At 56.2% G+C, this 26,652-nt stretch carries 16 protein-coding genes, 1 tRNA gene and 1 pseudogene; 13 read left to right on the forward strand and 5 right to left on the reverse strand.

Annotation, left to right across the window (positions count from 1 at the left end):
* Nucleotides 1-806 precede the first annotated feature (806 nt).
* The 4 genes from ACIOJF_RS11190 (at nt 807) to ACIOJF_RS11205 (ending at nt 12,417) form a co-directional block, all read left to right on the forward strand.
* On the forward strand, nt 807-9,128 hold the full coding sequence (locus ACIOJF_RS11190) for an SdrD B-like domain-containing protein (protein ID WP_402741659.1): 8,322 nt from the start codon (nt 807-809) through the stop codon (nt 9,126-9,128).
* 180 nt (nt 9,129-9,308) lie between these two features.
* Nucleotides 9,309-11,636, forward strand: a complete 2,328-nt coding sequence (locus ACIOJF_RS11195; protein ID WP_133833059.1) for a helix-turn-helix transcriptional regulator — start codon at nt 9,309-9,311, stop codon at nt 11,634-11,636.
* Nucleotides 11,637-11,908: 272 nt separating this feature from the next.
* Entirely contained in the window at nt 11,909-12,172 is a 264-nt protein-coding gene (locus ACIOJF_RS11200; protein ID WP_105657093.1) for a type II toxin-antitoxin system Phd/YefM family antitoxin, read from the forward strand.
* Nucleotides 12,169-12,417 carry a type II toxin-antitoxin system RelE/ParE family toxin gene (locus ACIOJF_RS11205; protein ID WP_105657094.1) on the forward strand — a complete coding sequence of 83 codons (249 nt, stop codon included), beginning with the start codon at nt 12,169-12,171 and terminating at the stop codon, nt 12,415-12,417. Before ACIOJF_RS11200 ends, ACIOJF_RS11205 begins: the two co-directional genes overlap by 4 nt.
* A 285-nt stretch (nt 12,418-12,702) precedes the next feature.
* On the opposite strand, the gene ACIOJF_RS11210 is transcribed toward ACIOJF_RS11205, so the two are convergent.
* On the reverse strand, nt 12,703-14,007 hold the full coding sequence (locus ACIOJF_RS11210; protein ID WP_402735501.1) for a CocE/NonD family hydrolase: 1,305 nt from the start codon (nt 14,005-14,007) through the stop codon (nt 12,703-12,705).
* Here ACIOJF_RS11210 and ACIOJF_RS11215 point away from each other — a divergent pair.
* On the forward strand, nt 13,913-14,452 hold the full coding sequence (locus tag ACIOJF_RS11215) for a hypothetical protein (RefSeq protein WP_402741710.1): 540 nt from the start codon (nt 13,913-13,915) through the stop codon (nt 14,450-14,452). The two genes, ACIOJF_RS11210 and ACIOJF_RS11215, sit on opposite strands and share 95 nt — an antisense overlap.
* 390 nt (nt 14,453-14,842) lie before the next feature.
* Here the strand turns inward: ACIOJF_RS11215 and ACIOJF_RS11220 are convergent, their stop codons facing one another.
* Entirely contained in the window at nt 14,843-16,633 is a 1,791-nt protein-coding gene (locus ACIOJF_RS11220) for an ABC-F family ATP-binding cassette domain-containing protein (protein ID WP_105657291.1), read from the reverse strand.
* Nucleotides 16,634-16,830: 197 nt separating this feature from the next.
* Here ACIOJF_RS11220 and ACIOJF_RS11225 point away from each other — a divergent pair.
* The 3 genes from ACIOJF_RS11225 (at nt 16,831) to ACIOJF_RS11235 (ending at nt 19,543) form a co-directional block, all read left to right on the forward strand.
* Nucleotides 16,831-16,905: transfer RNA gene (locus tag ACIOJF_RS11225), tRNA-Gln, on the forward strand.
* 133 nt (nt 16,906-17,038) lie between these two features.
* Complete coding sequence (gene glmU / locus ACIOJF_RS11230; protein WP_402735502.1) at nt 17,039-18,490, forward strand: bifunctional UDP-N-acetylglucosamine diphosphorylase/glucosamine-1-phosphate N-acetyltransferase GlmU; 1,452 nt, start codon at nt 17,039-17,041, stop codon at nt 18,488-18,490.
* 72 nt (nt 18,491-18,562) lie between these two features.
* Nucleotides 18,563-19,543 (forward strand): ribose-phosphate diphosphokinase, encoded by a 981-nt coding sequence (locus ACIOJF_RS11235; RefSeq protein WP_105657098.1) that lies wholly within the window; start codon nt 18,563-18,565, stop codon nt 19,541-19,543.
* A gap of 136 nt (nt 19,544-19,679) precedes the next feature.
* On the opposite strand, the gene ACIOJF_RS11240 is transcribed toward ACIOJF_RS11235, so the two are convergent.
* The gene (locus tag ACIOJF_RS11240) at nt 19,680-20,381 is read right to left on the reverse strand and encodes an HpcH/HpaI aldolase/citrate lyase family protein (protein WP_402735612.1); all 702 of its coding nucleotides are present in this window, start codon (nt 20,379-20,381) and stop codon (nt 19,680-19,682) included.
* 568 nt (nt 20,382-20,949) lie between these two features.
* Here ACIOJF_RS11240 and ACIOJF_RS11245 point away from each other — a divergent pair.
* From ACIOJF_RS11245 to sufU, 5 genes and pseudogenes are all read left to right on the forward strand, one after another.
* Nucleotides 20,950-21,246 carry a hypothetical protein gene (locus ACIOJF_RS11245; protein ID WP_146112922.1) on the forward strand — a complete coding sequence of 99 codons (297 nt, stop codon included), beginning with the start codon at nt 20,950-20,952 and terminating at the stop codon, nt 21,244-21,246.
* Between the two features lie 214 nt (nt 21,247-21,460).
* Nucleotides 21,461-21,733 (forward strand): annotated as a pseudogene (locus ACIOJF_RS11250) (50S ribosomal protein L25); the annotation flags it as partial.
* 42 nt (nt 21,734-21,775) lie between these two features.
* Nucleotides 21,776-22,357 (forward strand): aminoacyl-tRNA hydrolase, encoded by a 582-nt coding sequence (gene pth, locus ACIOJF_RS11255; RefSeq protein ID WP_105657104.1) that lies wholly within the window; start codon nt 21,776-21,778, stop codon nt 22,355-22,357.
* A 257-nt stretch (nt 22,358-22,614) separates the two neighbouring features.
* Nucleotides 22,615-23,907, forward strand: coding sequence for a SufS family cysteine desulfurase (locus tag ACIOJF_RS11260; RefSeq protein WP_402741706.1), 1,293 nt, complete (start codon nt 22,615-22,617; stop codon nt 23,905-23,907).
* Nucleotides 23,908-24,360 (forward strand): Fe-S cluster assembly sulfur transfer protein SufU, encoded by a 453-nt coding sequence (gene sufU, locus ACIOJF_RS11265; protein WP_105657105.1) that lies wholly within the window; start codon nt 23,908-23,910, stop codon nt 24,358-24,360.
* Nucleotides 24,361-24,440: 80 nt separating this feature from the next.
* Here the strand turns inward: sufU and nhaA are convergent, their stop codons facing one another.
* Together nhaA and ACIOJF_RS11275 are read right to left on the reverse strand one after the other, a co-directional pair.
* Nucleotides 24,441-25,790 carry a Na+/H+ antiporter NhaA gene (gene nhaA / locus ACIOJF_RS11270; RefSeq protein WP_402735503.1) on the reverse strand — a complete coding sequence of 450 codons (1,350 nt, stop codon included), beginning with the start codon at nt 25,788-25,790 and terminating at the stop codon, nt 24,441-24,443.
* 170 nt (nt 25,791-25,960) lie between these two features.
* Nucleotides 25,961-26,455 carry a DUF2505 domain-containing protein gene (locus ACIOJF_RS11275; protein WP_105657107.1) on the reverse strand — a complete coding sequence of 165 codons (495 nt, stop codon included), beginning with the start codon at nt 26,453-26,455 and terminating at the stop codon, nt 25,961-25,963.
* Nucleotides 26,456-26,652 lie beyond the last annotated feature (197 nt).

Below are 26,652 nucleotides of genomic sequence, written 5' to 3' on the forward strand. Positions count from 1 at the left end.
CTTGAAGTACTTGCAGTTCTGTGAAGATGGTAGATAATTCACGAGCTCCAAATTGGGAAGAATCACATCACTTCTGACGCGTGATTATTTCACCTTCCCTTCGTGGTCCAGTGTCACGAAAAGTGAAATCCTCTGGCGCGAATGACTTCAATTGCTACTCACCGAGAGAGCTGTTCTAAATATAGCCATGTCAAAATCATTTTCCAACGCCAAATTTAGTAAGGTATGAAAATTTTCAAATCGAAACGCGTACTTGGCTCAGCATGAATGTATCTGAGAGAGAATAGCGATCTTCGATCATAAAATCCGTGGTTGCGAGCTTCTGGAAATCTAGCTCGTATGCATAACGCGCAAATTCGCATAGTAATCCTTCCCTGACCTCAGCTATTTCCAACCTGATAGTCCCATTTATCACCTTGCTAGACTCGCGATGTCCACAGTGGGGGAAGTCTGCGTTTAGGGAACCAGACGGGTGTTTACCACCCTGCTAAACAACGGTAATTGGGAATATGAAAATGCGAATAGAGCACGAATCTGGCGTATCAAAACGCTGGAAATCTATGCTTGCCTCGTTCCTTGCGATAACCGTCGGAATTGGAATGGCAGGTGTAGCGCCAGCAGTGGCCGCTCCTTCCTCCGATTCGTCTGTAGCAGATACAGCTGTCGCAAGCGCCGACTCGCAAGAAGGCGGACCGGAAGGTCAAGAAGCAAGTGATTCAAGAGCGGACAAAGAGTCCACAGCAGTAAATAATATTCAGGGCACAATAGCACCGCAAGTTGGTACTCGTGCCGCCGCCGGTGCTGGCATGTTCTTGGAAAAGAATCTGACCAGTAATGAAGTGATTCGTCCGGGCGATTTCGTCAACTACGAGATCAAGCTGGGCTGCTCCTCAAACACTGAACCGTGTAGCGATGCGTTTCTGATTGATGCCCTTCCTGAACCATTGGTGCTGGAAAGCATTAATTACAACGGGTTCGCGAAGGATATTACCGAAGAACCCTCGGAAGATGGCACTTCGGTAAAGCTGACTTTCAATGAAACCTCTGAGGACCGCCCCGGGAAAATCGGTATCAACGATGGCACCGACTACACGATAACCATCGTGGCAAAGTTCCCCGATAACGCGGACCCAAAATTCAACGGCCAGCAGCTGATTAACGAAGCAGAACTCACTTCTGACCTTGGATCCATCAAGGACCCAGCCGAAGCTGTTGTTCCGAACATTGATCTGGCTCCCAACGCCGAAATTACTAAGCAGTGGTCCGAAGATGTGCTGGAGCAAGGAGCTGATAAGAACATCAGCGCGACGCTCGGAGGAATCAAGAACACCTCAAAGGTGGGCGCAACTTCGCTGATCATCGAGGAGCCATCAGGCAATTCCGCTCCATTCGCTTCAGTTGAATTCACCGGATTCGGTGACATTGTCTACCCCGAGGGTGCCGATGAACTCGTCGTTTCCTACTTCGTGGGTGACGCGCCAGAACCTCAGGTTCTAGAAACCGCCAACCCTAACGCACCGCCTGTATTCCCGGAGAGCTTTGATCTAAAAACCATTACCGGGTTTAAATTCGTCTTCACCTCAACGAAATCAACCGACACCGAAGGCGGAATCATCGCCAACGGTACAACTGGATCGATTCCACTGAACACCGTCCTACGCGATGGTGCCGAAGCCGCTGTGGTCGCGAATGAAACCAACATCATCGCTGTACTCCCTAACGGCGAACAGAATGACCCTTTCACTGCTGAAGATAGCTTCGTGATTGAGTCGGCAAACTACACGGTAGATGCCACGAAGTCCTTCTCCCCGGAGTTGGTCGTTGCTGGTGATGCCGCAGAAATTGGTGAAGGGCGCAATGCTTCTACGGTGAAGCTTGGACTGACCAACACCTCAAATCGAAATCTCACTAATCTAACTTTGAAGGAACCCGCAACGGGTACTTCACCGTTCGGCGAAGGTATTGATTTCGACCAGTTCAACGGCGGCACCTGGCCAGCCGGAGCCACCGCGGGTGTGCTGACGGTTGACGGCATAGAATACCTACTTGAGAACAATGACGGAAAGATCTCCTTGCCTGACAATCTTCCTGCGGGTAGTGACGTCAAGGGCTTTGAAATCTCCTTCGACGGCACTTTCGCCCCTGGATCTGGATACGAGTTCGAATTCGGTGTTCTGGCAACCGCAGTTTCTCCCGACGGCTACAAGAACGTTGTTCTGGGCCAGGGCACTCCCTCTGGAAACCAAGATGTCGTCGAAGACGAAGCCGATGCGACCTTGCTGGTCCAGGAGCCAAAATTCGCGTTGATCGGTGGCAAGGGGTTTACCCCTCACCGCATCGAAGGTATACCGGGCGACAAGACTACCGTTTGGCTAAACACCAAGGTTGATCAGAACAACACCAACATGGACGTCCGCGAGATCGTGCAGACCGACGACTTCTCATCAATGGTCCCCGCACTCAAGGCCAACAGCATCTCGGTGCCGGCTACCCAGGGGGCCACTAAGGTCGTTGTAAAATATAAGGATGCCAGCGGTGATTGGCATGACTTGGTCATCTCCGAAGACGGCAAGGCAATCGAAAACACCATCTTGCCCGAAGGTGCTACCGGAGTTCAGATTACCTACACTCGCGATTCAGGCTCGTTCCCGCACGACAAGGATGTGCAGGCATTAGTCAACTTCGAGGTCATTACGGAGCTATCCGATGAGTTGAAGACCGACAACGTCTTGGGTGTCAACAACGGTGACGATACCGAAGGGTCAGTCTGGGTCGACAAGAAGATTCAGCTGCAAAGTTCGAAGTCTTGGGACCCGAGCGTCATCGTTCAGAAACCTGTTTCCGAGGCGCCGACGAACAAGAACCCAACGAGCGCCTTGAGCCTATGGGCGAAGAACACTTCAACCTATGGTGTCGACAAGCTGTCGATCGTTGATTCGAAAGACGGCGAGGTTAATCCTTTTGACTACGTTGACATTACAGGTATCAGTGTGCGACTGTCTGACGAAGCACTCCAGGATCTAGCCCACCTGACTTTGAAGACCGCTGCTGGGGACCTGAACTTCACCGGTGCGGACGCTCTGACCCCAACGCTTTCGGACGGACGCAGCTGGGAAGAAGTCACAGCATTTGAATTCAGCCTCGCGAAGGACGGCGAAAAGCTGGTTCCACGCGACGCCGAGTTCTGGGTCTCTGTTGGCACCAAGCTGCGCGATGACCTTCGTGGCTCGGATCCGGCACAACCCATCGACGCAGCATTGGCCGAGCTTGACCGTATTGACGGCAAGCGCGGCTACGTTCTGCCTAACACGGCTGTAGCGACCGTTCAGCGCGGTGACGAATCGGCTGTCAAAGAACCACAGGCACCGCTGGAGATCATCACCGAAAACTCGGTGGATCTCAATGCAACTTTGACCAAGACGTTCAACCCCGAAGGCCCGATCGACTTCTTTACCAGCAACGGTAACCCCGCACCGGTAAACGTCACCTTGAACGTTAATAGCGGAACCCACAAGGCCGACTATGTTCAGATTGTGGATCAGGATCCAACATTCTGGAACACCTTCGACTTCGCCGGGTGGGATCCCGTCCCAAACAGCCGTGTCTACGATGTCACCATCGAGTACTTCACCGGTGCGGAGTATGTGTCGAAGGATGGAACGCTGGTCGCTGAAGGCGGCGACTGGACTACTACTGCGCCTGCTAATGATCAGGTTCAAGGCGTTCGAGTCACTGCTGAAGGTCGGAACTTTGAAGAACTTGTCAGCAATGACACGACCATCAAGTTCAATGTTCTGCCGCGGTACACCCTGCGCAGTGGTGAACTGATTGCACTCGAAGACGGTCAGAGTAATCCTGGCGAAACCCAGGCACTGGCAACCGAGAACACTGCTTCGGCAGAGGTCTCCCGTCTGGGCAAGGATCGTGACACCGACGACGCAACCGACGATCTGGTATTCAACCCGGGAAAGACCCATTCCGAGGTTTCTAAGACTTCGGATGCTCGCAACGGTCAGATCGCGCCGGGCCGTGAGTTGAACTACACGTTCACGGCCACCAACAACGGTACCGACGCGATCTTGAATCCTGTCATTACCGATATATTGCCAAGCGATGCTCAGGGTCCGAAGCTGATTCTTGATCCTGAATGGCAGTCGCTGACTACGTATTCTTTTGACAAGAAGTTCAACCAAGCGCCGGAAGGCAGCGCGGTTGATACCTCGAAGGTTGTTGCGGTTGAAGAAGGCAACTCTCTGAAGTTCAGCTTCCCCGAGGGAACCAAACTGTACCCGGGCGAATCGATCACCGTGAAGCTCCCAACCACGGTGCGTGGAGGGCTGAACGCGAAAGAAAAACTGGAGAACAAGGTCACCTTCAGCGGTGACAACTCCGAAGAGAGCAGCGATGACAATCTCGTTTCGATCATCGAAGGCCAAGCCTACTCATCACGTAAGCTCGTTCGCGAGGTTCTGACAGGTGGACAGACCGAGAAGACCGGCGTGTACAACGTCAACTCTAAGGTTGAAAACGCTGACACCTGCTACGAATTTGAAGGCGGATTCTATCGTTACCCATGCATCTTGGAGACCAAACCGGGCGGTATTGCCGAGTGGAACCTCAGCGTCACCAACACCGGTAACGTCAACGCGCAGCACATGGAAATTCTGGATATCTTCCCCTACATCGGTGACACCGGTGTAACGGGTTCCCAAGCCAGCACCCCGCGTGGTTCCCAGTGGATTCCGACCCTCTTGGACATCAAGCTGCCAGAAGTGCCTGCAGGAACCGACATGGTGCTCTCTTACCTGACCGGCGACCCTGCGCTGTGCAAGCCAACCGGCGCAAATATGCAGGATCCATGGGCTGGTTGCGACGGAAACTGGACCACCGAGCGTCCCGCTAATCCGAAGGAAATCAAGGGCATCAAACTTGTCCTGGATTCGTCCGAAGGGTTTGCGCCAGGCGAGAGAGTATCGCTGACCTTCACCACCGTTTCGGAAACTGAAATGCCCGAGGGCGCTTCGGACTTCGCGCCGGCGTGGAACTCCTTTGGTTACGCAGCCCAGGCTCAGGTAAATGGCCAAACCGATTACCGCAGCCAGGAGCCAATCAAGACTGGTATCACCTTCAAGCCTGAGGAGAAGGAGAAGGTCTCGGTCGGTGACTACGTCTGGATCGATGAAAATCGTGATGGTCTGCAGGATGAGGATGAGAAGGGCATCAAGGATGTCGTTCTGACCCTCGCCGGGCCGGATGGCAAGGAAGTTACCGATGTCTTCGGTAACCCAGTGCTGCCGACCATGACCGATGAGAACGGCCTTTACATCTTCGAGAACCTACCAGTCCTCGAAGACGGACAGTCCTACAAGGTGAGCATCGATCGCGAAGCGTCGAAGGAACCGTTGGCTCCTTACATTCCGACCATCGAGACAGATGATAGCCGTGAGAATGACTCCTCGACGTGGGAAGCAACCTCTACCGGTCTGACCGAAGACGGCCAGCATGATCCAACTTTGGACTTCGGATTTGTTACCCCGAAGGTCTCCGTTGGCGACTATGTCTGGATCGATGAAAACCGTGACGGAATCCAGGATGAAGATGAGAAGGGCATCAAGGATGTCGTTCTGAAACTCGCTGGACCTGACGGTGAACCAGTAGTTGATATCAACGGCAACCCCGTTGAAGCAACTATCACCGATGAGAATGGATTCTATGAATTCAAGGACCTGCCGGTACTCGAAGATGGACAGTCCTACAAGGTGACTATCGATCGGGAAGCTTCTAAGGAACCGTTGGCTCCTTACATTCCGACCATCGAGACTGACGACAGTCGTGAGAATGATTCGTCGACATGGGAAGCCATTTCACAGGGGCTGACTGAAGACGGGCAGCACGATCCAACCTTGGACTTCGGATTTGTTACCCCGAAGGTTTCCGTTGGTGACTATGTCTGGATCGATGAAAACCGTGACGGAATCCAGGATGAAGATGAGAAGGGCATCAAGGATGTCGTTCTGACCATCACCGGGCCGGATGGCAAGCCAGTAGTGGATGTCAACGGGAAGCCTGTTGGGCCAACCACCACCGACGAAAACGGCTACTACGTCTTTGACAACCTGCCGGTTCTCGAAGATGGACAGTCCTACACGGTGAGCATCGATCGTGAAGCGTCGAAGGAACCTTTGGCTCCTTACATTCCGACCATCGAGACTGACGACAGTCGTGAGAATGATTCGTCGACTTGGGAAGCCATTTCGGAGGGTTTGACTGAAAATGACGATCATGATCCAACGTTGGACTTCGGTTTCGTCACGATTCCGAAGGTTTCCGTTGGTGACTATGTCTGGATCGATGAAAACCGTGACGGAATCCAAGATGAGGATGAGAAGGGCATCAAGGATGTCGTTCTGAAGCTTGTTGGACCAGATGGTGAGCCAGTAGTGGATGTCAACGGTAACCCTGTTGAACCGACTACTACCGATGAGAATGGTTTCTACGAGTTCAAGGATCTTCCTGTACTTGAAGAGGGGCAGTCCTACAAGGTGATCATTGATCAGGACGCGTCGAAGGAACCATTGGCTCCTTACGTGCCAACCAAGGAAAACGGCGCCGATCGAGATAAAGATTCCTCGACTTGGGAAGCTGAGTCGGGTGACCTGACTGAAGACGGTCAGCGTGATCCAACCCTGGACTTCGGGTTCATTGCTCCGAAGGTCTCCGTTGGTGACTACGTCTGGGTCGATGAAAACCGTGACGGAATCCAAGATGAGGATGAGAAGGGCATCAAGGATGTCGTTCTGAAGCTTGTTGGACCAGATGGTGAGCCAGTAGTGGATGTCAACGGTAACCCTGTTGAACCGACCACTACCGATGAGAATGGTTTCTACGAGTTCAAGGATCTTCCTGTACTCGAAGAGGGGCAGTCCTACACGGTGAGCATTGATCGAGAAGCGTCTAAGGAACCGTTGGCTCCTTACGTGCCAACGATTGAGACCGATGGTAGCCGTGAGAATGATTCGTCGACTTGGGAAGCCATTTCGGAGGGTTTGACTGAAGATGGCGAGCATGATCCAACGTTGGACTTCGGTTTTGTTATTGCTCCAGAGGAACCACGGGTCTCCGTTGGTGACTACGTTTGGGTTGATGAGAACAACGACGGACTACAGGATGAGGATGAAAAGGGCATCAAGGATGTTGTTCTGACTCTTGTTGGTCCAGATGGCAAACCTGTAGTAGATGTCAACGGTAATCCTGTTGAACCGACTACTACCGATGAGAACGGTTTCTACGAGTTCAAGGACCTTCCTGTACTCGAAGAAGGTAAGTCCTACACGGTGAGCATCGACCGAGAAGCATCTAAGGAAGCTTTGGCTCCTTATGTGCCAACTGTTGAGACGGAAGATAGCCGTGAGAATGATTCATCGACTTGGGAAGCCAAGTCGGAGGGTCTGACCGAAGATGGTCAGCACGATCCAACCTTGGACTTCGGTTTTGTACTGAAGCCTGAGCCGGTCAAGACTTATGCCGTGGGCGACTATGTCTGGGTTGATAAGAACAATGATGGGTTGCAAGGCGATTCTGAAGTTCTTGATGGCGTCAAGGTAATTCTGCTTGACGGTAACGGTGAGGAAGTTTCCTCGACGACTACCGATAAGAATGGCCGCTATATCTTTGATGAGCTGCTGGCCGGCGATTACCAGGTCAAGTTCGAGCTGACTGCCGAGCAGGCTGAGAAGTATGAATTTACTTCGCAGGATGCTGGGGAAGATGATGCGAATGACTCGGATGCTGATCCGAAGTCTGGCCTGACTATCAAGTTCACCTTGGATGACGAGAATTCTTCGTTGACCAAGGATTACGCCGATCAGGAGTTCAAGGCTACTGAGGGTATCGACCCAACGTGGGATGCCGGTGTGGTTCTGAAACCAGAACCAGAGCCGACTGAACCAACTGTTGAGCCGACGGAACCGACGGAACCTACGACTCCGACGGAACCTACCGTGGAGCCGACGGAACCTACGACTCCGACGGAACCTACGGTGGAGCCGACGGAACCTACGACTCCGACGGAACCTACGGTGGAGCCGACGGAACCTACGACTCCGACGGAACCTACCGTGGAGCCGACGGAACCTACGACTCCGACGGAACCGACGGAACCTACGACTCCGACGGAACCTACGACTCCGACGGAACCTACGACTCCGACGGAACCGACGGAACCTACGACTCCGACGGAACCTACGACTCCGACGGAACCGACGGAACCTACGACTCCGACGGAACCGACGGAACCTACGACTCCGACGGAACCTATCGTGGAGCCGACTGAGCCGACTGAGGAACCTTCGGTTTCCTTGGGCGATTATGTATGGGTCGATAAGAACCGCGACGGAATTCAGGATAAGGACGAAGACCCAATTGAGGGTGTCGTGCTGAAACTGATCGGCCCGGACGGCAAGGAAGTTGTTGATGTCAACGGGAACCCAGTCGGTCCGGTAACCACTGACGAGAATGGCTACTACAACTTCAAGGATCTTCCGGTCTTGAAGGATGGAGAGTCTTACACGGTGGTCATTGATCGGGAGGAATCCGCTGATGCTTTGGATGGCTACCTGCCAACCAAGGAAAATGGTACCGACCGGGATAAGGACTCTTCGACTTGGGAAGCTAAGTCTGAAGGTCTGACCGAAGATGGGGATCACGACGGGACTCTCGACTTCGGCTTCTATCTAGACGAAGATCCTGAACCGACTCCGACGGATCCAACTGAGCCGAGCCCGACGGATCCAACTGAGCCGAGCCCGACGGATCCAACTGAGCCGAGCCCGACGGATCCAACTGAGCCGAGCCCGACGGATCCAACCGAGGAACCTGCAGAAGATTCAACCGAGTCGCCAGAGAAGAGCAAGGATCCTTCACAGGATCCAACCTCTGCTGAGAAGTCTGATCAGCCTTCAGGCTCGGACTCTGTGGATGGTTCCGAGGAACCGCAGCAGACGCAGAAGCCAAAAGACGATGGACTGGCTAGCACCGGTTTCACTGCCTTGTGGCTACTGGCGCTTGGTTTGGTCTTGACGGCGGCTGGTTTAGTTTTGGCTCGACGCACTCGCGGACGTCACAGCTAGTCAGCTCTTGAAGTAATACAAAAAGCAATGCCCGGATTTCCCATTTAGGAGATCCGGGCATTGCCCTATTCCTAGCAATATTTCTCGACCGTGTGAGCTAAAGTCCGGCGGTGCCCCTGTGTCAAAAAACTACCCGGAACTCCTTCCGAAAGATCCCAAGTCAAAAGATATAATTTGGGCATGGACCCCCAAACGCAGTCAAGGCCTCCCGCTGAAGAACTTGTTGCCGAGATTTTATGGGACCGGATAGCCCCAAGCCTCGATCCGGAGATACGCTTGTTGTTGATCTATGCGCCGCAAGAATCGAATCGGCACCGGGTGGCTCTACGATGGCTCGATGGCCAAGGCGAGCTGATCAACGTGGGTATTCCGCCCGAGGAGATCTTCGATAAAATTGCCGAACAGCAGATGCGTGCACCCAACACACGCATAGCGGTCATTCTTCCTGCTGATTTTCCCGCCGCCAAGATGCTGCGCCATTTCAATGCTCACGTTGTTGATTTCAAGGATCTTTTCTTAACCGCTTCAGATATATCCACGTTGACCGGAGAAGATTTCCCTGATGCAGAAAGATTATGGCAACTGACCGGTGGTTGGCCTGGTTGTGTGCGTAGTCTCTTGGCGGATTCCTCTAATCAAAATGCTGCAGTCAATGCGCTGCGTCGTGCAGCCTTGCCATGGATTGATGCTCTTGATCCTGAAGGCATATTGAGGGAGTGCGCGTTCCTTCCTGAACTTACTGAAGATCTCATGGTAGCTTTCTATGGCGATCGTTATCCAAACCCTCCAAGTATCTCGGCCCTTAGCCGCGCGGCCATGGCACAACGCTCCCTGTCCGGGGACTGGGCTATGCCCCAATTGCTTCGGCAGGTGATTATTGACGACTTGGAGTGGCGGGAGCCCCAGCGTGCACAGTGGCTCCACGAGCACGCCATCGAATCCATGCATGCGGCTGGAAGAACCGGCGAGGCCGTACGTTCAGCACTAGGCAGACATTCGTGGCGGGCTCTTTCCACCGTCCTCGTCGATGGGTGGGTGGACCTTTTTACCACTGAGCCACGTCTCCTATTCGAGGCAGGCACCCGGTTGCCTCGATGGGCTACTCGACGATCGCAAATCTATGGTCCTGCGATGAAGATCGCTGCCGCGGCCGTTAAAGACCGGATGGTTATTCCTTTTCCGACAACGGAGCCTGACTATTTGACGGATCAGACTGCCCAATTGCTACGCGAGCACACCATCGAGCTCTATAGGCAACCGAAATCTGAGGCTATCTTCGCGGGCTTGGTTGAGTTGGGAATACTGAGGTTCCACGGCCACTACGGTTCCGAAGGGGCAGATGCCGCACGCCGTCTACGTCGTGCGGTCCGGCAGGCAACAGCTGCTGGCAATGTCAGACCATCGTTGGCAGCCATGGCTGAATTACATGCCGGAATGTCGATGGATATCGCCAACGAACGCCCTGCGGCGGCAGCCGCTTACGAATCTGCGTGGTCCTTGGCCGAGGTTACGGAAAACCATTTTATTGCCGCGGATGCAGCATCCAAATTGTCGCTGGTTCATGCTCAGGAAGGCAACACCCGTGCTGCTCGTCGCTGGCTCGTAAGCTTCCGCCATCATCATTCCAAGGTTCGTTGGGGTTCGGCAATGGTCGGTCGAGCTGCAGAACTTGCCGAAGCATTCGTGGCTTTCGCCGAGTTGGATATCGGAAAATTGGGTTCAGTACTTGGTCAACTGCCAGATGAGCCTGATAACGATGAGTTTTGGGCGGTGCACGCGCTGCTACTTGCCATCCATGCGGCATCGACTGATCGAGCAGAGGCAGCGCACCGGATTCTGGGGGCACTTGTGCTCTCCCGCCCCTATGCAGCCAATTCACCCATGGCCGGTAGAGCCTTGCATCATGCCGCAGCATTTCTGGGTGTTGAGGGTGGTTTCAATGCGTTGAACCATCAAGGCGCGTCCACAATACCCGCTTCTTCACCTGAACTCATTGCAACCCGTGCGCTGTATCGACTGTATCGGGGGGACCGCAACGGGGCTCTTGCTGTTCTGGCGGCAACGCCGAGCTTAGTGACTGGAGCCCGGCACGATAATCTGATCCGAAATACGCGGCTAGCAGCACGTTACATTGGGGTGCTGCCGGAAGGCGTCCTGGAGGACATTGCAAAACGACATGCATTGGATGGTGAGCTGATTGATTTGGCCCCGTTTTGGATGAGCGGGAGCATGTTGGAATTGGAAGAGTTGCTGCAACTTACTTCCGATCAGCTGGGCAGATTGAAGATTTTTATGCCACCCACCAGTGTCGAAGTCAGGCCTGTTTTGACTGATCGTGAACTCAGTGTGCTCGCAGGCCTGCGTGCGGACCGTTCACGCGGTCAGATCGCAGATGAGCTTTTTGTCTCGCCTAATACTGTTAAATCCCAGATTAGTTCTCTATACCGCAAGTTGGATGTGAATTCAAAAGCAGAAGCACTAAAAATTGCCACACGTTGGGGGTACTAATCAGCGCCTGGTAAGCCCCAAGAGATATCCAATGAGCCTAGATGTATCAATACTCGTGGGAAGAGTGCTTTACGGATAGGCGGTTTATGGAACTGGGTTTAACTACGAAATGACTTGGAAAATCTGTTGATTTTTCAACTGTCGAAAATATCGTCAAGGGAAGTTGATTGATGTGTCGTAAACGACGATTTTGACACGCACCGCCGATGCTTTAGTTTTCAATTGAAACTGTCCATTATGTATATTGTGTACACAAATGATATCGTAGAAGAATGAACTCCATCACCTCCTCTGTCACGATTCGCGCACTTCGCGATGGTCTTGCTGATGCTGTTAGCCGTGCTAGCTATGGGCATGAGCGTGTGCAGATTACGAAGAATGGAAAGCCTGCTGCGGTCCTCATTGGACCTGAAGATTTTGAGCTTTTGGAGCAACTGGAGATGTTCCGGGATGTCGCCGATTATCGAGCCGCCAAGCTGGTCGATGATGGCGAGCGCATTAGCCTCAGCGAACTGCGCGCTGAGCTCGACGCGTGACCTCTTGCCGCGTCGAATTTACCACTTCGGCTGCTAAAGAACTGAAGAAGCTAGACCCTGGTATACGGCGTCGCGTTTTGTTAGGTATTGCTCATCTGGAGAGGGATCCTCGTCCTAGCGGGTGTAAGAAACTAGTAGGTGAAACTAACGCGTGGCGGATTCGTATTGGTGACTACCGGGTACTTTATGAAGCGATGGACGAGGTTCTTGTCGTCACGGTCGCCCGAGTGGCGCATCGTCGCTAGGTTTATAGGTAGTCGTCGCCTGAATTGTCAGCTAGCCGCGTCTGGGGCTCCGTTATCAATGATTTCTAGTCGTTGAGCGATTCATTCGCTTTGGCCTTATTTAGGCGGATCGCGCATGGTTCATGCAGGCATTGCGAGATATCAATGCCGTTGCTCGACCTTCGCCCGCTGCGGGGTGAATGATCCTGAGACTTTCAGCTGTGTGTAATCACTCCACATAACCGGCGTACGAACACAATTCCCCGTGGCGCGCTCAGCGCCACGGGGCAGTTGCCAGTATTCAGCTCAGGTCGTCGCGTGCCCTGAAACCGACATCAGCGCCCGTGCCGTCAAGCCCATGGTCAGGCGCCACTTGAGGGAACCAGGCCAAGGGTTCTTGATCCATTCCCCCTGTGCTTCGACTGAAACGATGGGCAGATTCACCTTGGAACCGGTTACGCCGGACAAGATGTCGTTGTGCGAGACGACCATGTCATCTTCGGTGCACGTATTCAGGTCGATGAAGCTGCCTGGGTTGCGTTCGTAGGTGGGGAACTTGCCGCCCGAGATGGCAATTTCAATCCTTTCTCCGGGTTGGACTTGGACCGAGGTCGGGCGCATCTCGATGGTGTAGGTGACTTCTTCGCCTGGCACCACGGCCTCGGGCTTGTCCCGGCCATTCCGGTACCGTGCGCGGGTGATGCCTTCGCTGTAAAGCCGCGAGGTTCCATATGCTGAAACGACATTCAGCTCAACCAGCCAGTCGACGTCTGTGGAGGAGGTTCGAGCTTTGAGCTCGACGCTTGGCCATCCGGTAATCTCGACCGGGACAGTAAGCACGTCCGATTGGTAGACCAGGACCCCAGGGTGGTCGTGATGTGCTCCGACATCGGGCAGGCCACCAACGACGGACTTGGCATCGTATGGGTTGCGCGGATCGTAGTCGAATGAGCGTTCACCTTCTGGGCCTGGATCTACGCTGAGCCTGTTGTCGGCGCGAAGGTAGTGGGAGGTGACCTTGGTTCCAGCGATGGGCCACTGTTGCTCAGCGCGCCACTTGTTGGCACCCAAAACGTAGATGTACGCCGATGGGCTCGACTCATCTCGCTTGCTGTCTCGATTGCGCGATGCGATCCAATCGAACACGATCTGGTTGGTATCCACCGTGCTGCCAGGAAGTTTGACGCCAGACAATTTTTCGCTGACGAAGTTTCCGTGCTGCCACGGGCCGACGACCAGGAGCTGATCGGTCGATGCCATCTCGCTGGCCAGCTCGAACTGCCGCACCGTATTGCGGGTAAAGAGGTCGAACCAACCGCCAATGTGGGCGATTGGAACTTCGATGCGTGCCGCTTCCTCGCGCTCGACGCAGCTCTCGGAAAAGAACTGCGGATCATCTCGGTGGTTCAGGCGGTCTTCCAGCAACGTCGGGAAATGACGGAAGAATGGGAAATCGGACATTGGAAGCCTACGGTATTTTGCCGCTGGATTTGCATTCAAGGCGTCGAGTTCGTCCTTGATCGCAGCACGCTCCGGCTCGGGCTTGGTCGCGATCATGGCTGGCCCGACGATTGGGTTGGTGGCCCATCCCAAGACGTCCTTGATCGACATCACTCCATTTTGGAAAGTGCGGGTGGTGTATTCATTGTTTGCAGTATATTTTTTTCCAGTCGAAACGTCAGCGCACGATCTTTGGCCCGACGTCTTCGTCTCTATTTCGTCGGTGGTAGCTTCTCTTGCTCGGCCACTGGCCGTCATTTTTCTACTTATGAAGTTCCGCACTGGATTAGAAAGTCTCTTGGAAGCGATAAAAGACCGTTTGCCCAGCATGGAAAGCCTGAAAAGTCCTTGGCTTGAGGCTTCGTGGAGCACCGCTGCAGTCAAAGTCCTGTCCGAAGGAATCAAGAGTTTAGGTCAAGAGCAGACTGTTGGCTCTGAGCCATCGGACGAGCTCTCATCGCAACTCGCGAAGGTGAAACCATCGGCCGGGGTTATTAACGCATTTCTCGAGGTTGAGCGGCAAGTCGGAAAGTATCTTAAGGCTGTTGGTTCCTAGCCCTCACGTGCTGGATCGTCCATCACCGCCTTTCGAAGAGATTCCTCCGCCCCCAGTAATCTGAAAAAATGCTGTGACCGAACTAGCTTCGCTTCGAAATGCCGCCGCTCATGGGGTGGGAGATATAAGCCTTGAATCAGCTCTGGAATACATCCGTGTGGCGTCGCAAGTAGCTGGAGAGCTGGATTCCCTCACCAATGAATCGTCGACGGGACTGTCGCAGGGACCCTTCTAAAGGCGCACGGCAGTGATATTTTAGGAACCGTACACAGCCAGTAACGTGGCAAGCCAGTACCAAATAAACTAACAGTAGCGTCGCCTTAACTCGTCTGCGTGTGTCTCAACAATGACCGTTTCCGGACCCTCCAGCTCAGTCACAGTACGCAGACGCTATCCGAGCAGCTCGGACAGTTCCAGCCACCGTTCTTCCAATTCGTCGATCTGCGCTTGATACTCGTTGATCTCAGCGGTGAACTTGCCCAGCCCTTCATAGTCGCTCTGGTCATGATCGGCCATCTTGGCGTGGACCTTGGCGATCTTTTCCTCTAGCTGGCCGACCTTGCGTTCATTGGCATTCAGTTCCTTCTGCGCGGCACGCAGCTCTGCGCCCGAAGGGCCAGCAGGCTTGGCGGCAGTTTCGGAAGAAGCCTGCGAAGGATTGGACCCGCCAGTGGAACCTTCGGCAGCTCGCAGCAACAGGTACTCGTCCACGCCGCCGGGCACGTGGCGGAAGTTGCCGTTCAGGATCGCGTACTGCTGGTCGGTGACGCGTTCGAGCAGGTAGCGGTCGTGGGAGACCACGATCAAGGTGCCGGGCCAGGAATCCAGCAGGTCTTCCAGGGCCGCCAGCATGTCGGTATCGACATCATTGGTGGGCTCATCGAGGATCATCACGTTGGGCTCATCCATCAGGATCATCAGCAGCTGCAAGCGGCGGCGCTGGCCGCCGGAGAGTTCAGCAACCTTGGTCGACAGGTGTGCCGAGGAGAAGCCCAGGCGCTCCAGCAGCTGGGCCGGGGTCAGGTCCTTGCCATCCACATTGAACGTGGTGCGGTAGCGGGCGAGGATTTCGCGGACCTTGTCCTGGCCGATCTGCTCCAGTTCGCGGAACTGCTGGTCCAGCACGGCCAGCTTCACGGTCTGGCCGCGCTTGATCTTGCCGCCAGTTGGCTCCACGGTCCCGGCGATCAGGCCCAGCAAGGTGGATTTGCCGGCACCGTTGGCACCGAGCAGGCCGGTGCGTTCGCCCGGGCCGATGCGCCAGGTGAAGGGCTTGAGTACTTGCTTGGCGCCGAAGGAGACCTCCGTGTCCAGCAGGTCGATGACGTCCTTGCCCAGCCGGCTGGTGGCCATCTTCTGCAACTCCAGCGGGTTGCGTGCCGGCGGGACATCGGCGATCAGCTGGTTGGCTGCCTCAATGCGGAACTTCGGCTTGGAGGTACGGGCCGGGGCGCCGCGGCGCAGCCAGGCCAGTTCCTTCTTCATCATGTTCTGGCGCTTGTTTTCGGTGACCGCGGCGATGCGGTCGCGTTCCACGCGCTGCAGCACGTAGGCGGCGTAACCGCCCTCGAAGGGCTCGACCAGGCGGTCGTGCACTTCCCAGGTGGTGGTGCAGACCGCGTCGAGGAACCAGCGGTCGTGGGTGACGACCATCAGGCCGCCGGCGTTCTTGGACCAGCGGTTATTGATGTGCTCGGCGAGCCAGGAGATGCCTTCGACATCCAGGTGGTTGGTCGGTTCGTCCAGGATGACGACGTCCCAGTCCTGCACCAGCAGCGCGGCCAGAGCCACGCGGCGGCGCTGGCCGCCGGAGAGGGTGCTGACCTTCGCTTCCCAGTCCAGGTCGGCGACCAGCCCGGAGATGATGTCGCGGATGCGCGCTTCGCCGGCCCACTCGTGGTCGTCCATCTCGCCCACCACGCAGAAGTGCACGGTCGCTTCGGGATCCAGGGTGTCTGACTGGTCCAGCACGCCCACGCGCAGGCCGTTGCGCTTGGTAACACGCCCGGAGTTGGGCTCGATCCTGTCGGAGAGCATGCCGAGCAGCGAGGACTTGCCTTCGCCGTTGCGACCCACCAGGCCGATGCGGTCGCCATCGGAAATGCCGATGGTTACCGAGTCGAAAACGACATGGGTGGGATATTCCAGATGTAGGGCTTCGCCCCCGAGTAAATGAGCCACAATTTCCATTTTACGTTCCGGGAGCAAATCGAGGCCCTGGCAGGACCATCTGAGCGTGTGCCGTGCCAGAGGACTTGGGCAGTTTAAAGCAGAGAATAAAAGTGAGTTTAGCTACGGTGTTTTGCGATTTCGCACATTGGGCTGATCATGGCAGAATAATTAGCGTGCTTGTCGGGCATGACCTGCGCAAGCCATTTTCCGCCCTGGTGTAATGGCAACACGCCAGCCTTTGGAGCTGTGCATTCTAGGTTCGAATCCTAGGGGCGGAACCAATGATGAAGCGTCACGCAAGTGGCGCTTTTATTTTTTAAACAGTTTCAGCGCACCCCGAAGCTCGCGATAGACTTGCTTTGAGGTTTTACTTCTCTGCCCAAAACCTTGAATCCAATTTGCAGGAGAATGCACTTGAGTGATCAGGTCAACGCACCAGTAGCTGTCATCGTCCTAGCCGCCGGCGCTGGCACTCGCATGAAATCGGCGAAGCCGAAGATCATGCATGAAATCGCAGGTCGGTCCATGATTGGCCACGCACTCTACGCGGCTTCCGCGTTGGAGCCGCAGAACCTGGTAGCGGTGGTCCGCCACCAGCGTGATCTGGTCGCAGAGCACATTCTGGGACAGTTCCCTTCCATCACCATTGCCGACCAGGATGAAATCCCGGGTACCGGCCGCGCCGTGCAGTTGGGCTTGGAAGCCGTGGACCCATCGCTTGAAGGCACCGTTGTGGTGACCTATGGCGATGTGCCGTTGCTCACCAGCGAGGTGCTCCAGGAACTGGTTGCTACGCACGAGTCGAACCGCAACTCCGTGACCGTGCTGACCACCGAATTGGATGACCCTAACGGCTACGGCCGCATCCTGCGCGATGAACAGGGCGAGGTTGCAGGAATCCGCGAGCAGAAGGACGCTTCGGCAGAAGAACTGCTGATCAAGGAAATCAACTCCGGCATCTACGCTTTCGATGCCCAGATCCTGCGTTCGGCGCTGACCGAGGTCACCACCGAAAATGCGCAGGGCGAAATGTACCTGACCGATGTGCTCGCCATCGCCCGCGGCCGCGGTGGCCGCGTCGCCTCCTCGCAGATCGCTGACCGCTGGCAGATCGAGGGCGCCAACGACCGCGTCCAGGTTTCCAATCTGGCCCGCATCTACAACGAGCGCAAGACCGAATTCTGGATGCGCCAGGGCGTGACCATCGTTGATCCGGCGACCACGTGGATCGACGCTGACGTCATGATCGGCCAGGACGCCACCCTCAAGCCAGGCACCCAGCTGCACGGCGAGACCATCATCGGCGCCAATGCCACCGTTGGCCCGGACAGCACCCTGACCAACGTGGTTGTTGGCCAGCGCGCTACCGTGAAGCGCACCGACGCCACCGACTCGCGCATCGCTGATGGCGCCTCGGTTGGCCCGTTCGCCTACCTGCGTCCCGGCACCGACCTCGGTGCGGATGGCAAGATCGGCGCCTTCTACGAAACCAAGAACGTCACGATTGGCCGTGGCTCCAAGCTCTCGCACCTCGGCTACGCCGGAGATGCTGAAATCGGTGAATTCACCAATATCGGCTGCGGCAACATCACCGCAAACTACGATGGCGAAAAGAAGCACCGCACCAAGATCGGTTCGCATGTGCGCACCAGCTCCAACACCGTATTCGTTGCCCCGGTTGAAATCGGGGACGGCGCCTACACCGGAGCCGGAGCCATCGTCCGCAAGAACGTCCCGGCCGGTGCCTTGGCACTGTCTGTGGCACCGCAGCGCAACTCCGAGGGGTGGACGCTGGAAAAGCGCCCAGGCACCTCCTCGGCTGACGCAGCGTTCAAGTCCTCGCTGAACTCTTCGGCTTCCGAGTAATTCAGCTACAGACTTCATTTCCTCGACAACAACCTCATACGTGATAGCGAAGCGAGCGAGAAAGCAAACCCCATGAGTGAAATCAGCCATAACGTCGACAAGAAGCTGGTGCTGGCCACCGGTCGTGCGCACCCTGAGCTGGCTGCAGAAGTAGCCAAGGAACTCGACACCGAACTGCTGCCGTTGAACGCCTACGACTTCGCCAATGGCGAGATCTACGTGCGTTCGGATGAGTCGGTTCGCGGCAAGGACGTTTTCCTGCTGCAGTCCTACCCAGCACCAACGAACAACTGGCTGATGGAACAGCTGATCATGATTGACTCGATGAAGCGTGCTTCGGCCCGCCGCATCACTGTCGTGGCGCCGTTCTACCCTTACGCGCGCCAGGACAAGAAGGGCCGCGGCCGCGAGCCGATCTCGGCCCGCCTGGTTGCCGACCTGTTCAAGACCGCCGGTGCTGACCGCGTGATTTCCTGCGATCTGCACACCGCACAGATCCAGGGCTTCTTCGACGGTCCGGTGGACCACCTGTTCGGCTTCCCGCTGCTGGCTGACTACATCAAGTCCAAGGTCGATGTAAATGAAGTCACCGTGGTTTCCCCTGACACCGGCCGCGTGCGCGTTGCCGAGCAGTGGGCAGATCGACTGGGCGGCACCCCGCTGGCCTTCGTCCACAAGTCCCGCGATCTGACGGTGCCTAACCAGGCCGAGTCCAAGACCGTGGTTGGCCAGGTGGAGGGCCGCATCGCGATCCTGATCGACGACATGATCGACACCGGCGGAACCATCGCAGGCGCTGTGCGCGTGCTGAAGGAAGCCGGCGCCAAGGACGTCATCATCGCGGCTACCCACGCGGTCTTCTCGGATCCGGCCGCCCAGCGTTTGGCTGATTGCGGTGCCCGCGAGGTTGTTGTCACCAACACCCTGCCAATCCCTGAAGAGAAGCGTTTCGAGAACCTCACCGTGCTCTCGATTGCCCCGACGATCGCCCGCGCGATCTCGGAAGTATTCCACGACGGTTCGGTCACGAACCTGTTTGACGGCCGCGCCTAGCAGCCCTCGTTTCGCAAAGCCTCTGGCCGGCACCTTAGGGTGCCGGCCAGAGGCGGTTAACCGATCATTGACAGTGCCCGTAAGAGGAACGCTGAGCGGGTCAGGGGAATCGGAATCCTGCCCGTCAACGGCAGAATCAGCCATCGAGGGCTAGTGCGGCACCTGCCTTAAGGAGTCCCATATCCGTATCGGTGGCCACCCAGTCGTAGCCGAGTCCTTCGAAGGCGCTGGCCCTGACCGACGAGCCTGCGAAAGCACCTACTTCAATATGGTGGTCATGGCACGCTTTTGCTATGTATCCAAGCGGAGAGTCCTTGGCGGCGAGCAACGAATCCACGTCCGTTCCAAGGCTCATTGCCAAGTCGACCGGGCCCACGAATATGGAGTCGATGCCCGGTGTGCCAAGGATTGCGTCCAGGTTTTCCAGTCCTTCGGCGGATTCGATCATCAACGACAGGTGAATTCGAGAGTTCGCTTCTTGGGGGTTAAGCACGGGTGCCCCGAACAGCGCACTCATCGGTCCCCAGCTTCTCCCGCCCTGCGGAGCGTACCTTGCCGCGTGGGCTACGTCTTGGGCTTCTTCGGCCGTATTGACCATGGGAACCATGATGTGGGTGGCACCGGCATCGAGGGCAAACCCAATATCTGCGTAGCTTCCGCTGCGAACCCGCACGGCGATGTTTCCACCTGGTGCCTCAGCAAGAGCGGAAATTATTTGGGGTTCACTCCACAGGCCATGCTGCATGTCCAACCCGTGCCAACCGAAACCCATCCTTGAGGTCGTTGCCAGAATTGCCGGTGAATCAAGAAAATGCCACAGCCCACGACCTGAATACATTGCCAAGTTGTCCTCCTAGAATACTGCCAACGAACAGCAGGCAGTCCATAGAAAATTTACAGCTATTCCGTGGGCAAGACGATTCAGTATGTGTTTTGTGCTTCATCCTTTCGTCATGTACGTTGGGCATTTTCAAGAATCCTGCATTGAGTTGAAGTTCAAAGATGTATCGCAGGGAAGTGTTCCGTAAGCCGGTCGTCATACGGGATATACGTGTTCTTGACTCGGCTAATTTTTGAAACACCGAGTTTTCAAACACTTCGGATTCCCATATACCCCGCCCGAGAAAATGCCCGGTGAAGGTGCCTTATACAGACACGGAAAACTATTATTTATGGTGGATCAAGGACCAAGAGGGGCAGCATGGAACTTGGCATACGCCAGGTCGCTGTGGGAGGGCTGGAACGCGCTGAGCTACTGCAACGCATGGTCCAAACAGGGGTTCAGCTTAACGACTACGCCAAAATGCTGTTAGCCCACCGGATTTTCGATGAGGTTGTGTCGGCCCCAAAAGGTGACCGTGGTAAGTCGTAATCTGCGACAGCTTGGTCTGGAGGTCGGAGCAACGTTGACTCAGGTCCTTGAACGCGCAGTCAGCGTCGGATTGAAGTTGTGCCCCGCCATGACCGGCCCGTATATGCGACTGGATTTCCTAGACCAAGCGTCTTCCAACAATTCAGTGCTCAGTGATGGGAAGAAGCCGGCTGATTCGTTGACCGTCGCTTCCGCGGCACCCGGCGATCAGGAATTCCCGCGCGGATTCTATCTGCGGATGGTGGATGGAGTGCCGTGGCTGCGCGGTTATCGCTGCGATGACGCCCACGGCTTTACGCTGGACGATACTTTTATTTTCCAAAGCCGTTGAGCGGAATCCAGGAATAGTGGCGTTCGCTACAGGTTTTCCCGTTGGCGATGGCAGCTGGTAGAATTGTTGACTGTGCCCAGGCGAGGGAAACACCAGCAATGGTGGGACCGTTATCGACAAGGCCGGAAAAGCTCTTTCATCTCCTAGATGTTGGATGCTTCCCGAGTCCACGCAAGGGCCTTAACGAAGCATTCATTTCCTAAGGAGAATTATCATGGCATCTGTCAACCTTGACGCCGTTGTACGTAGCGATTTCGGCAAGGGCGCTGCCCGCCAGGCTCGCCGCGATGGCCAGATCCCAGCAGTTGTCTACGGTGCAGGCTCCGAGCCACAGCACGTACTGCTTCCAGGCCGCGAAACCACCCTGGCCGTTCGCGACCGCGGTGTTGAGCTGGTTCTGAACATCGAAGGCAAGACCGTGAAGACCACCATCAAGGACATCCAGATCCACGCGCTGAACCGCACCGTTGATCACATGGACCTGATCATCGCTGCCTAATTACAGCGACCTAGGTTTTAGCTGAGCATCATGAGTGATGGAACTTGGCTCGTAGCCGGACTCGGGAACCCCGGGTCCGGCTACGCTGGCAATAGACACAATATCGGGCAGATGGTGCTCGATGAACTGGCTCATCGAGTCGGCTCGAAATTCAAGACCCACTCCTCGCGTTCCCAGGTTGTCGAAGGACGCATGGGGGTTGGCGGTCCACGCATCGTGCTGGCCAAGCCCATGGTTTTCATGAATCTTTCGGGCGGGCCGGTAGCTAACGCGGCGAAGTTCTTCGGCATCGATGCCGCCCGGCTGATTGTCGTGCACGACGAGATTGACATTCCCTTCGATACCATCAAGCTCAAGCGCGGTGGCGGTGAAGGCGGGCATAACGGCCTGCGGGATATCTCAAAGGCCATGGGCTCCAAGGACTACCTGCGCGTGCGCGCAGGCGTTGGGCGCCCTCCGGGCCGCATGGATACTGCCAAATGGGTTTTGCAGGACTTCTCCAAGACCGAAAAGGCCGATCTTCCGTTTCTGATCGACAATTGCGCTGACGCAGTGGAATTGCTGATGAACTCGGGATTGGAAGCTGCCCAGGCAAAATTCCATATCAGCTGACCGCTGATCCCTATGGGGCGCGGTGAAGCCAAGCGGGGACCGCTGGGGACTTGAACGGTCCGCAGCGGTCCTCGACTTCATTAAATTAGGAAAGCTATGGACCGAGGCGTTCCTTACTAAGGCCTAACTTAGATGTGCTTCGAGGCCCGGAGTGGAATAATTACCCAATGTACCCCTTGCCTAATAGGCCTGTGACGATTCTTTGCCACGGCCTGTCCGGCATCCATGACAATTATTCGGAGGACCACGTGCACACGATGACCGGTCAGCCAGAAGCCCTTGAGGCGTTGACAGCTGGAGAAGTTGAGCGCATCAAGGCCGACTTTGAAATTCTGGAGCACCAAGTCAACGGCGTTGACGTTGTGTACCTGGACTCCGGCGCCACCAGCCAGAAGCCGCGTTGCGTCTATGAAGCCGAGCAGCACTACTACGAGAACGCCAACGCAGCAGTACACCGCGGTGCGCATTCCTTGGCAGTTGAAGCTACCGAGATCTATGAGGAAGCACGCGAGAAGGTCGCCAAGTTCATCGGTGCACGCACCAACGAACTGGTGTGGACTGCCAATGCCACCGAAGCGCTGAACCTGATCAGCTACTCGATGTCCAATGCCTCCTTGGGGCGCGGGGGAGAGGCCGCGGCCCGATTCCGCTTGGGCCCGGGCGATGAAATCCTCACCACCGAACTTGAACACCACGCGAACCTGATCCCGTGGCAGGAACTGGCTTTCCGCACCGGTGCTACGCTGCGCTATGTGCCCGTCACCGAAGATGGTGCACTGCGCTACGAATTGCTTGATGAGCTGGTTACCGAGAAAACCAAGCTCGTTGCCTTCACCCACGTTTCGAATGTGCTGGGTACCATCACCGATACCCAGAAGTTCGTTGACGCTGCCCGCAAGGTCGGGGCCCTGACCGTGCTGGACGGATGCCAGTCCGTGCCGCACCTGCCGGTCGACGTGAAAGCCCTGGACGTTGACTTCATGGCCTTCTCCGGCCACAAGATGCTCGGCCCAACCGGAATCGGCGCACTCTACGGCCGTGAAGAACTGCTCAACGCAATGCCACCGTTCCTCTCGGGTGGATCGATGATCACCGTGGTGGACATGGAGCACGCAGAATACATGCCATCGCCGCAGCGTTTCGAGGCCGGAACCCAGCGCATCGCCCAGACCCACGGCTTGGCTACCGCAGTCAGCTACCTGGATGAAATCGGCATGGGCCGTATCGCGGCCTGGGAAGAGCACCTCGGAGCAATGCTCTATGAGGGCATCTCGAAAATCGAAGGCGTGCGCGTCTTCGGTCCGGCCGACGCGCAGCGTATCGGTACTGTCCCGTTTGAAGTGATCGGGGTGCACCCGCATGATGTCGGCCAATACCTCGACTCGCGCGGCATTGCGGTACGCGTGGGCCACCACTGTGCGCAGCCGCTGCACCGCGCCCTGGGCGTGAATTCCACGACCCGCGCCAGCACCTATCTGTACAACACGGAAGAAGACATCAAGGCCCTGCTTGAGGCCTTGAGCTCCGTGCGCGAATACTTTGGAGTTTAAATGAACGAATTGGATCAGCTATACCAACAGGTCATCTTGGACCACTCGAAGCGCCGCATCGGTTCGCCGCTGGTTGAGACCACCGAAGGATTGCTGCACGGCGAGTCCCACCAGCACAACCCGATCTGCGGCGACCAGATCCGTGTCCGCGTAGAGCTTGATGACCAGGAGCATTTCACGTCGATGAGCTGGGAAGGCGATGGGTGCTCCATCTCCATGGCCTCTGCCTCGGTGCTGGCCGAGATGCTGCCTGAGCTGACCAAGGAAGAATTTCTTGGGAAGAGGGACTATTTCCGCGAGATGATGCGCTCCAAGGGAAACTTCCAGCCGGATGAAGAGGTGCTGGAAGACGCCGCTGCCTTCGTCGGCGTCTCGAAGTTCCCCGCACGCGTCAAGTGCGCAATGCTCGCTTGGGTAGCCGCTGAGGTCGCCATGCACGAGGCCCGCAAATAGTAGCAAAACCAAATAGCTCGGGCGCCGGCTTCCACATGTGGAAGCCGGCGCCCGAGCTATTTCTTCAGGATTCCAGAAGGCTACTTTCCTTCGTCGTCCTGCTGGTACACATCAGGGATGCCATCCTTATCGGCATCGCGGGTCTCGCGCGCGTGGATGACCTTGTATCGGCGGTTACGGGGAATCAGCCACAGGGCACCGAGGATCGCGGCAACGAATGAACCAGCCAGGATTGCTACCTTGGCATGCTCATAGTGCGCCGACTCCAACCCGAAGGACAATTCGGAGACCAGCAGGGATACGGTGAAACCGATACCTGCCAGCAACGTGACACCCAGCAGGTCGCCCCAGCGGGCATCCTTGTCCAGCGAGGCCTTGGTGAACCGGGTCAGCACCCAGGTCGAGCCCATAATGCCGATCGGCTTGCCGAGCACCAGACCCAGCACGATGCCCCAGAACACCGGATCGGTGAGCAGGCCGCCGCTGCCATTGTCAGGGGAAATCACGGTCACGCCGGCGGCGAAGAAGGCGAAGATGGGAATGCATATGCCGGAGGACAGCGGGCGGAAACGGTGCTCGAATCGTTCAGCCAGGCCGATGCCGTCACGGCCATCGGTGCGCTTGACCGGGACACAGAAGCCCAAGACCACACCGGCGATGGTGGCGTGGATGCCGGAGCCGAAGACGAAGATCCAGGTAATGACACCCAGCGGCAGCAGGATTGCCCACGCGGCCCACGCACGCTTGGCGAAGAACTTGCCAAGGAAACGGGCAAGGACCGTGAAGAGAATGATGGGGATCAGCGACAGGCCCAGGTAGGACAGCTTCAGGTCATCGGTGAATACGACGGCGATAATGACAATAGCGATCAGGTCATCGACTACAGCCAGAGTCAGCAGGAAGATGCGCAGCGCTGCGGGAAGCGCCGAACCAATCACCGCGAGCACAGCCACGGCGAACGCAATGTCTGTTGCGGTTGGAATGGCCCAGCCACGCAACAACTCACCGCCACCGGACATGGAAGCGATAGCGACAAAGATCAATGCCGGCACCAGCACGCCGCCAAAAGCGGCCGCTACCGGTACGGCTGCCGTTTTCGCATTGCGCAGATCGCCAATGACGAATTCTTTTTTCAGCTCCAAGCCGGTCAGGAAGAAGAACACCGCCAGCAGAGCATCGGCAGCCCAGTGGCCGATGGACAGATTCAGATCCACACCGAAAAGGGTAGGTCCGAAGTGGAAGTCACGCAGTGCGAAGTAGGACTCGCGCAGCGGGGTGTTAGCCCAGATCAATGCCAGCAAAGCGCCGGCGATGAGTACCATGCCGCCGACGGTTTCCTTGCGCAGGATGTCGCCGATACGGATAGATTCTTTATAGCTGGGGCGCGAAAACAGGTTCTTGCTGGAACCCGAAGACGGAGTTTGGGTCATGCTTTTAACTCGCTTACTTCGTTAAATGAATATTTCTCGCCGACCAGACTTCCCGGCACACCTGTCACCAACCCTAGCGCGAACAGTGCTTCAGAGCACAAATCCCCGGACGCTTTGCGAGAAATCGCACGTCCGGGGACTGAATGTGAAACGTAACTATTCGGAGTGGCTTATTTCGAAAGCCAGGCATTGACCTGAGCAGCCTGCAAATTCAGTGCCTTGCCCAGGTAAGGCTCCGCAGCCGAAGCCAACTTGCCGCCGATGAATGGAATCGACGAGGAAACCTTGGCGTCGATGGAGAATTCGGAAGTTTCGCCCTGGGCCTTGAGCTGTTCGGTGCCGCTGACGGTCACCGGAACACCGGCAACGGAGATCTTTACCGTAGCCGAGCGGTTGCCGGCAGCATCTGGTGCTGTCCACTGGTCTACCTGGGTGATCTCGATGGTCGCGCCAACGAACTTGCGGGCGATATCCGGAACGCGATCGGTGGGGACCGAACGAACGGTGGTCACGGTGAAGGCGCCTGCGGTATCGCCGTTCACGGAGAAATCGGTCAAGGAACCGTTGGCGACCTTGGTCAGGTGCTCGGCAAAGCCACGATCGCTAAGCGTAGCGATGACCTGGTCTGCAGGGTGGGCGATCTGAGTGCTTGCGTTCAATGCCATGAAAGCTAATCCCAATCTGGAAATCTAAGTGGCCGGGCAACGAAATCGCAGGCCCGGCAACGGACAGTATTAACACTATCTGCAAAGCCGCATTGGGTAGGCTAGGACTGCACCCAAAACAGCATATTGACGTTTCCGGCCGTGGAAAAACATTTACGGTCGGCGTTCGTGGTGTCGTTTCGACGTAATACAGTATG

Source organism: Glutamicibacter sp. NPDC087831 (genome assembly GCF_044742845.1).
In the GTDB taxonomy this organism is placed as follows: Bacteria; Actinomycetota; Actinomycetes; order Actinomycetales; family Micrococcaceae; genus Glutamicibacter.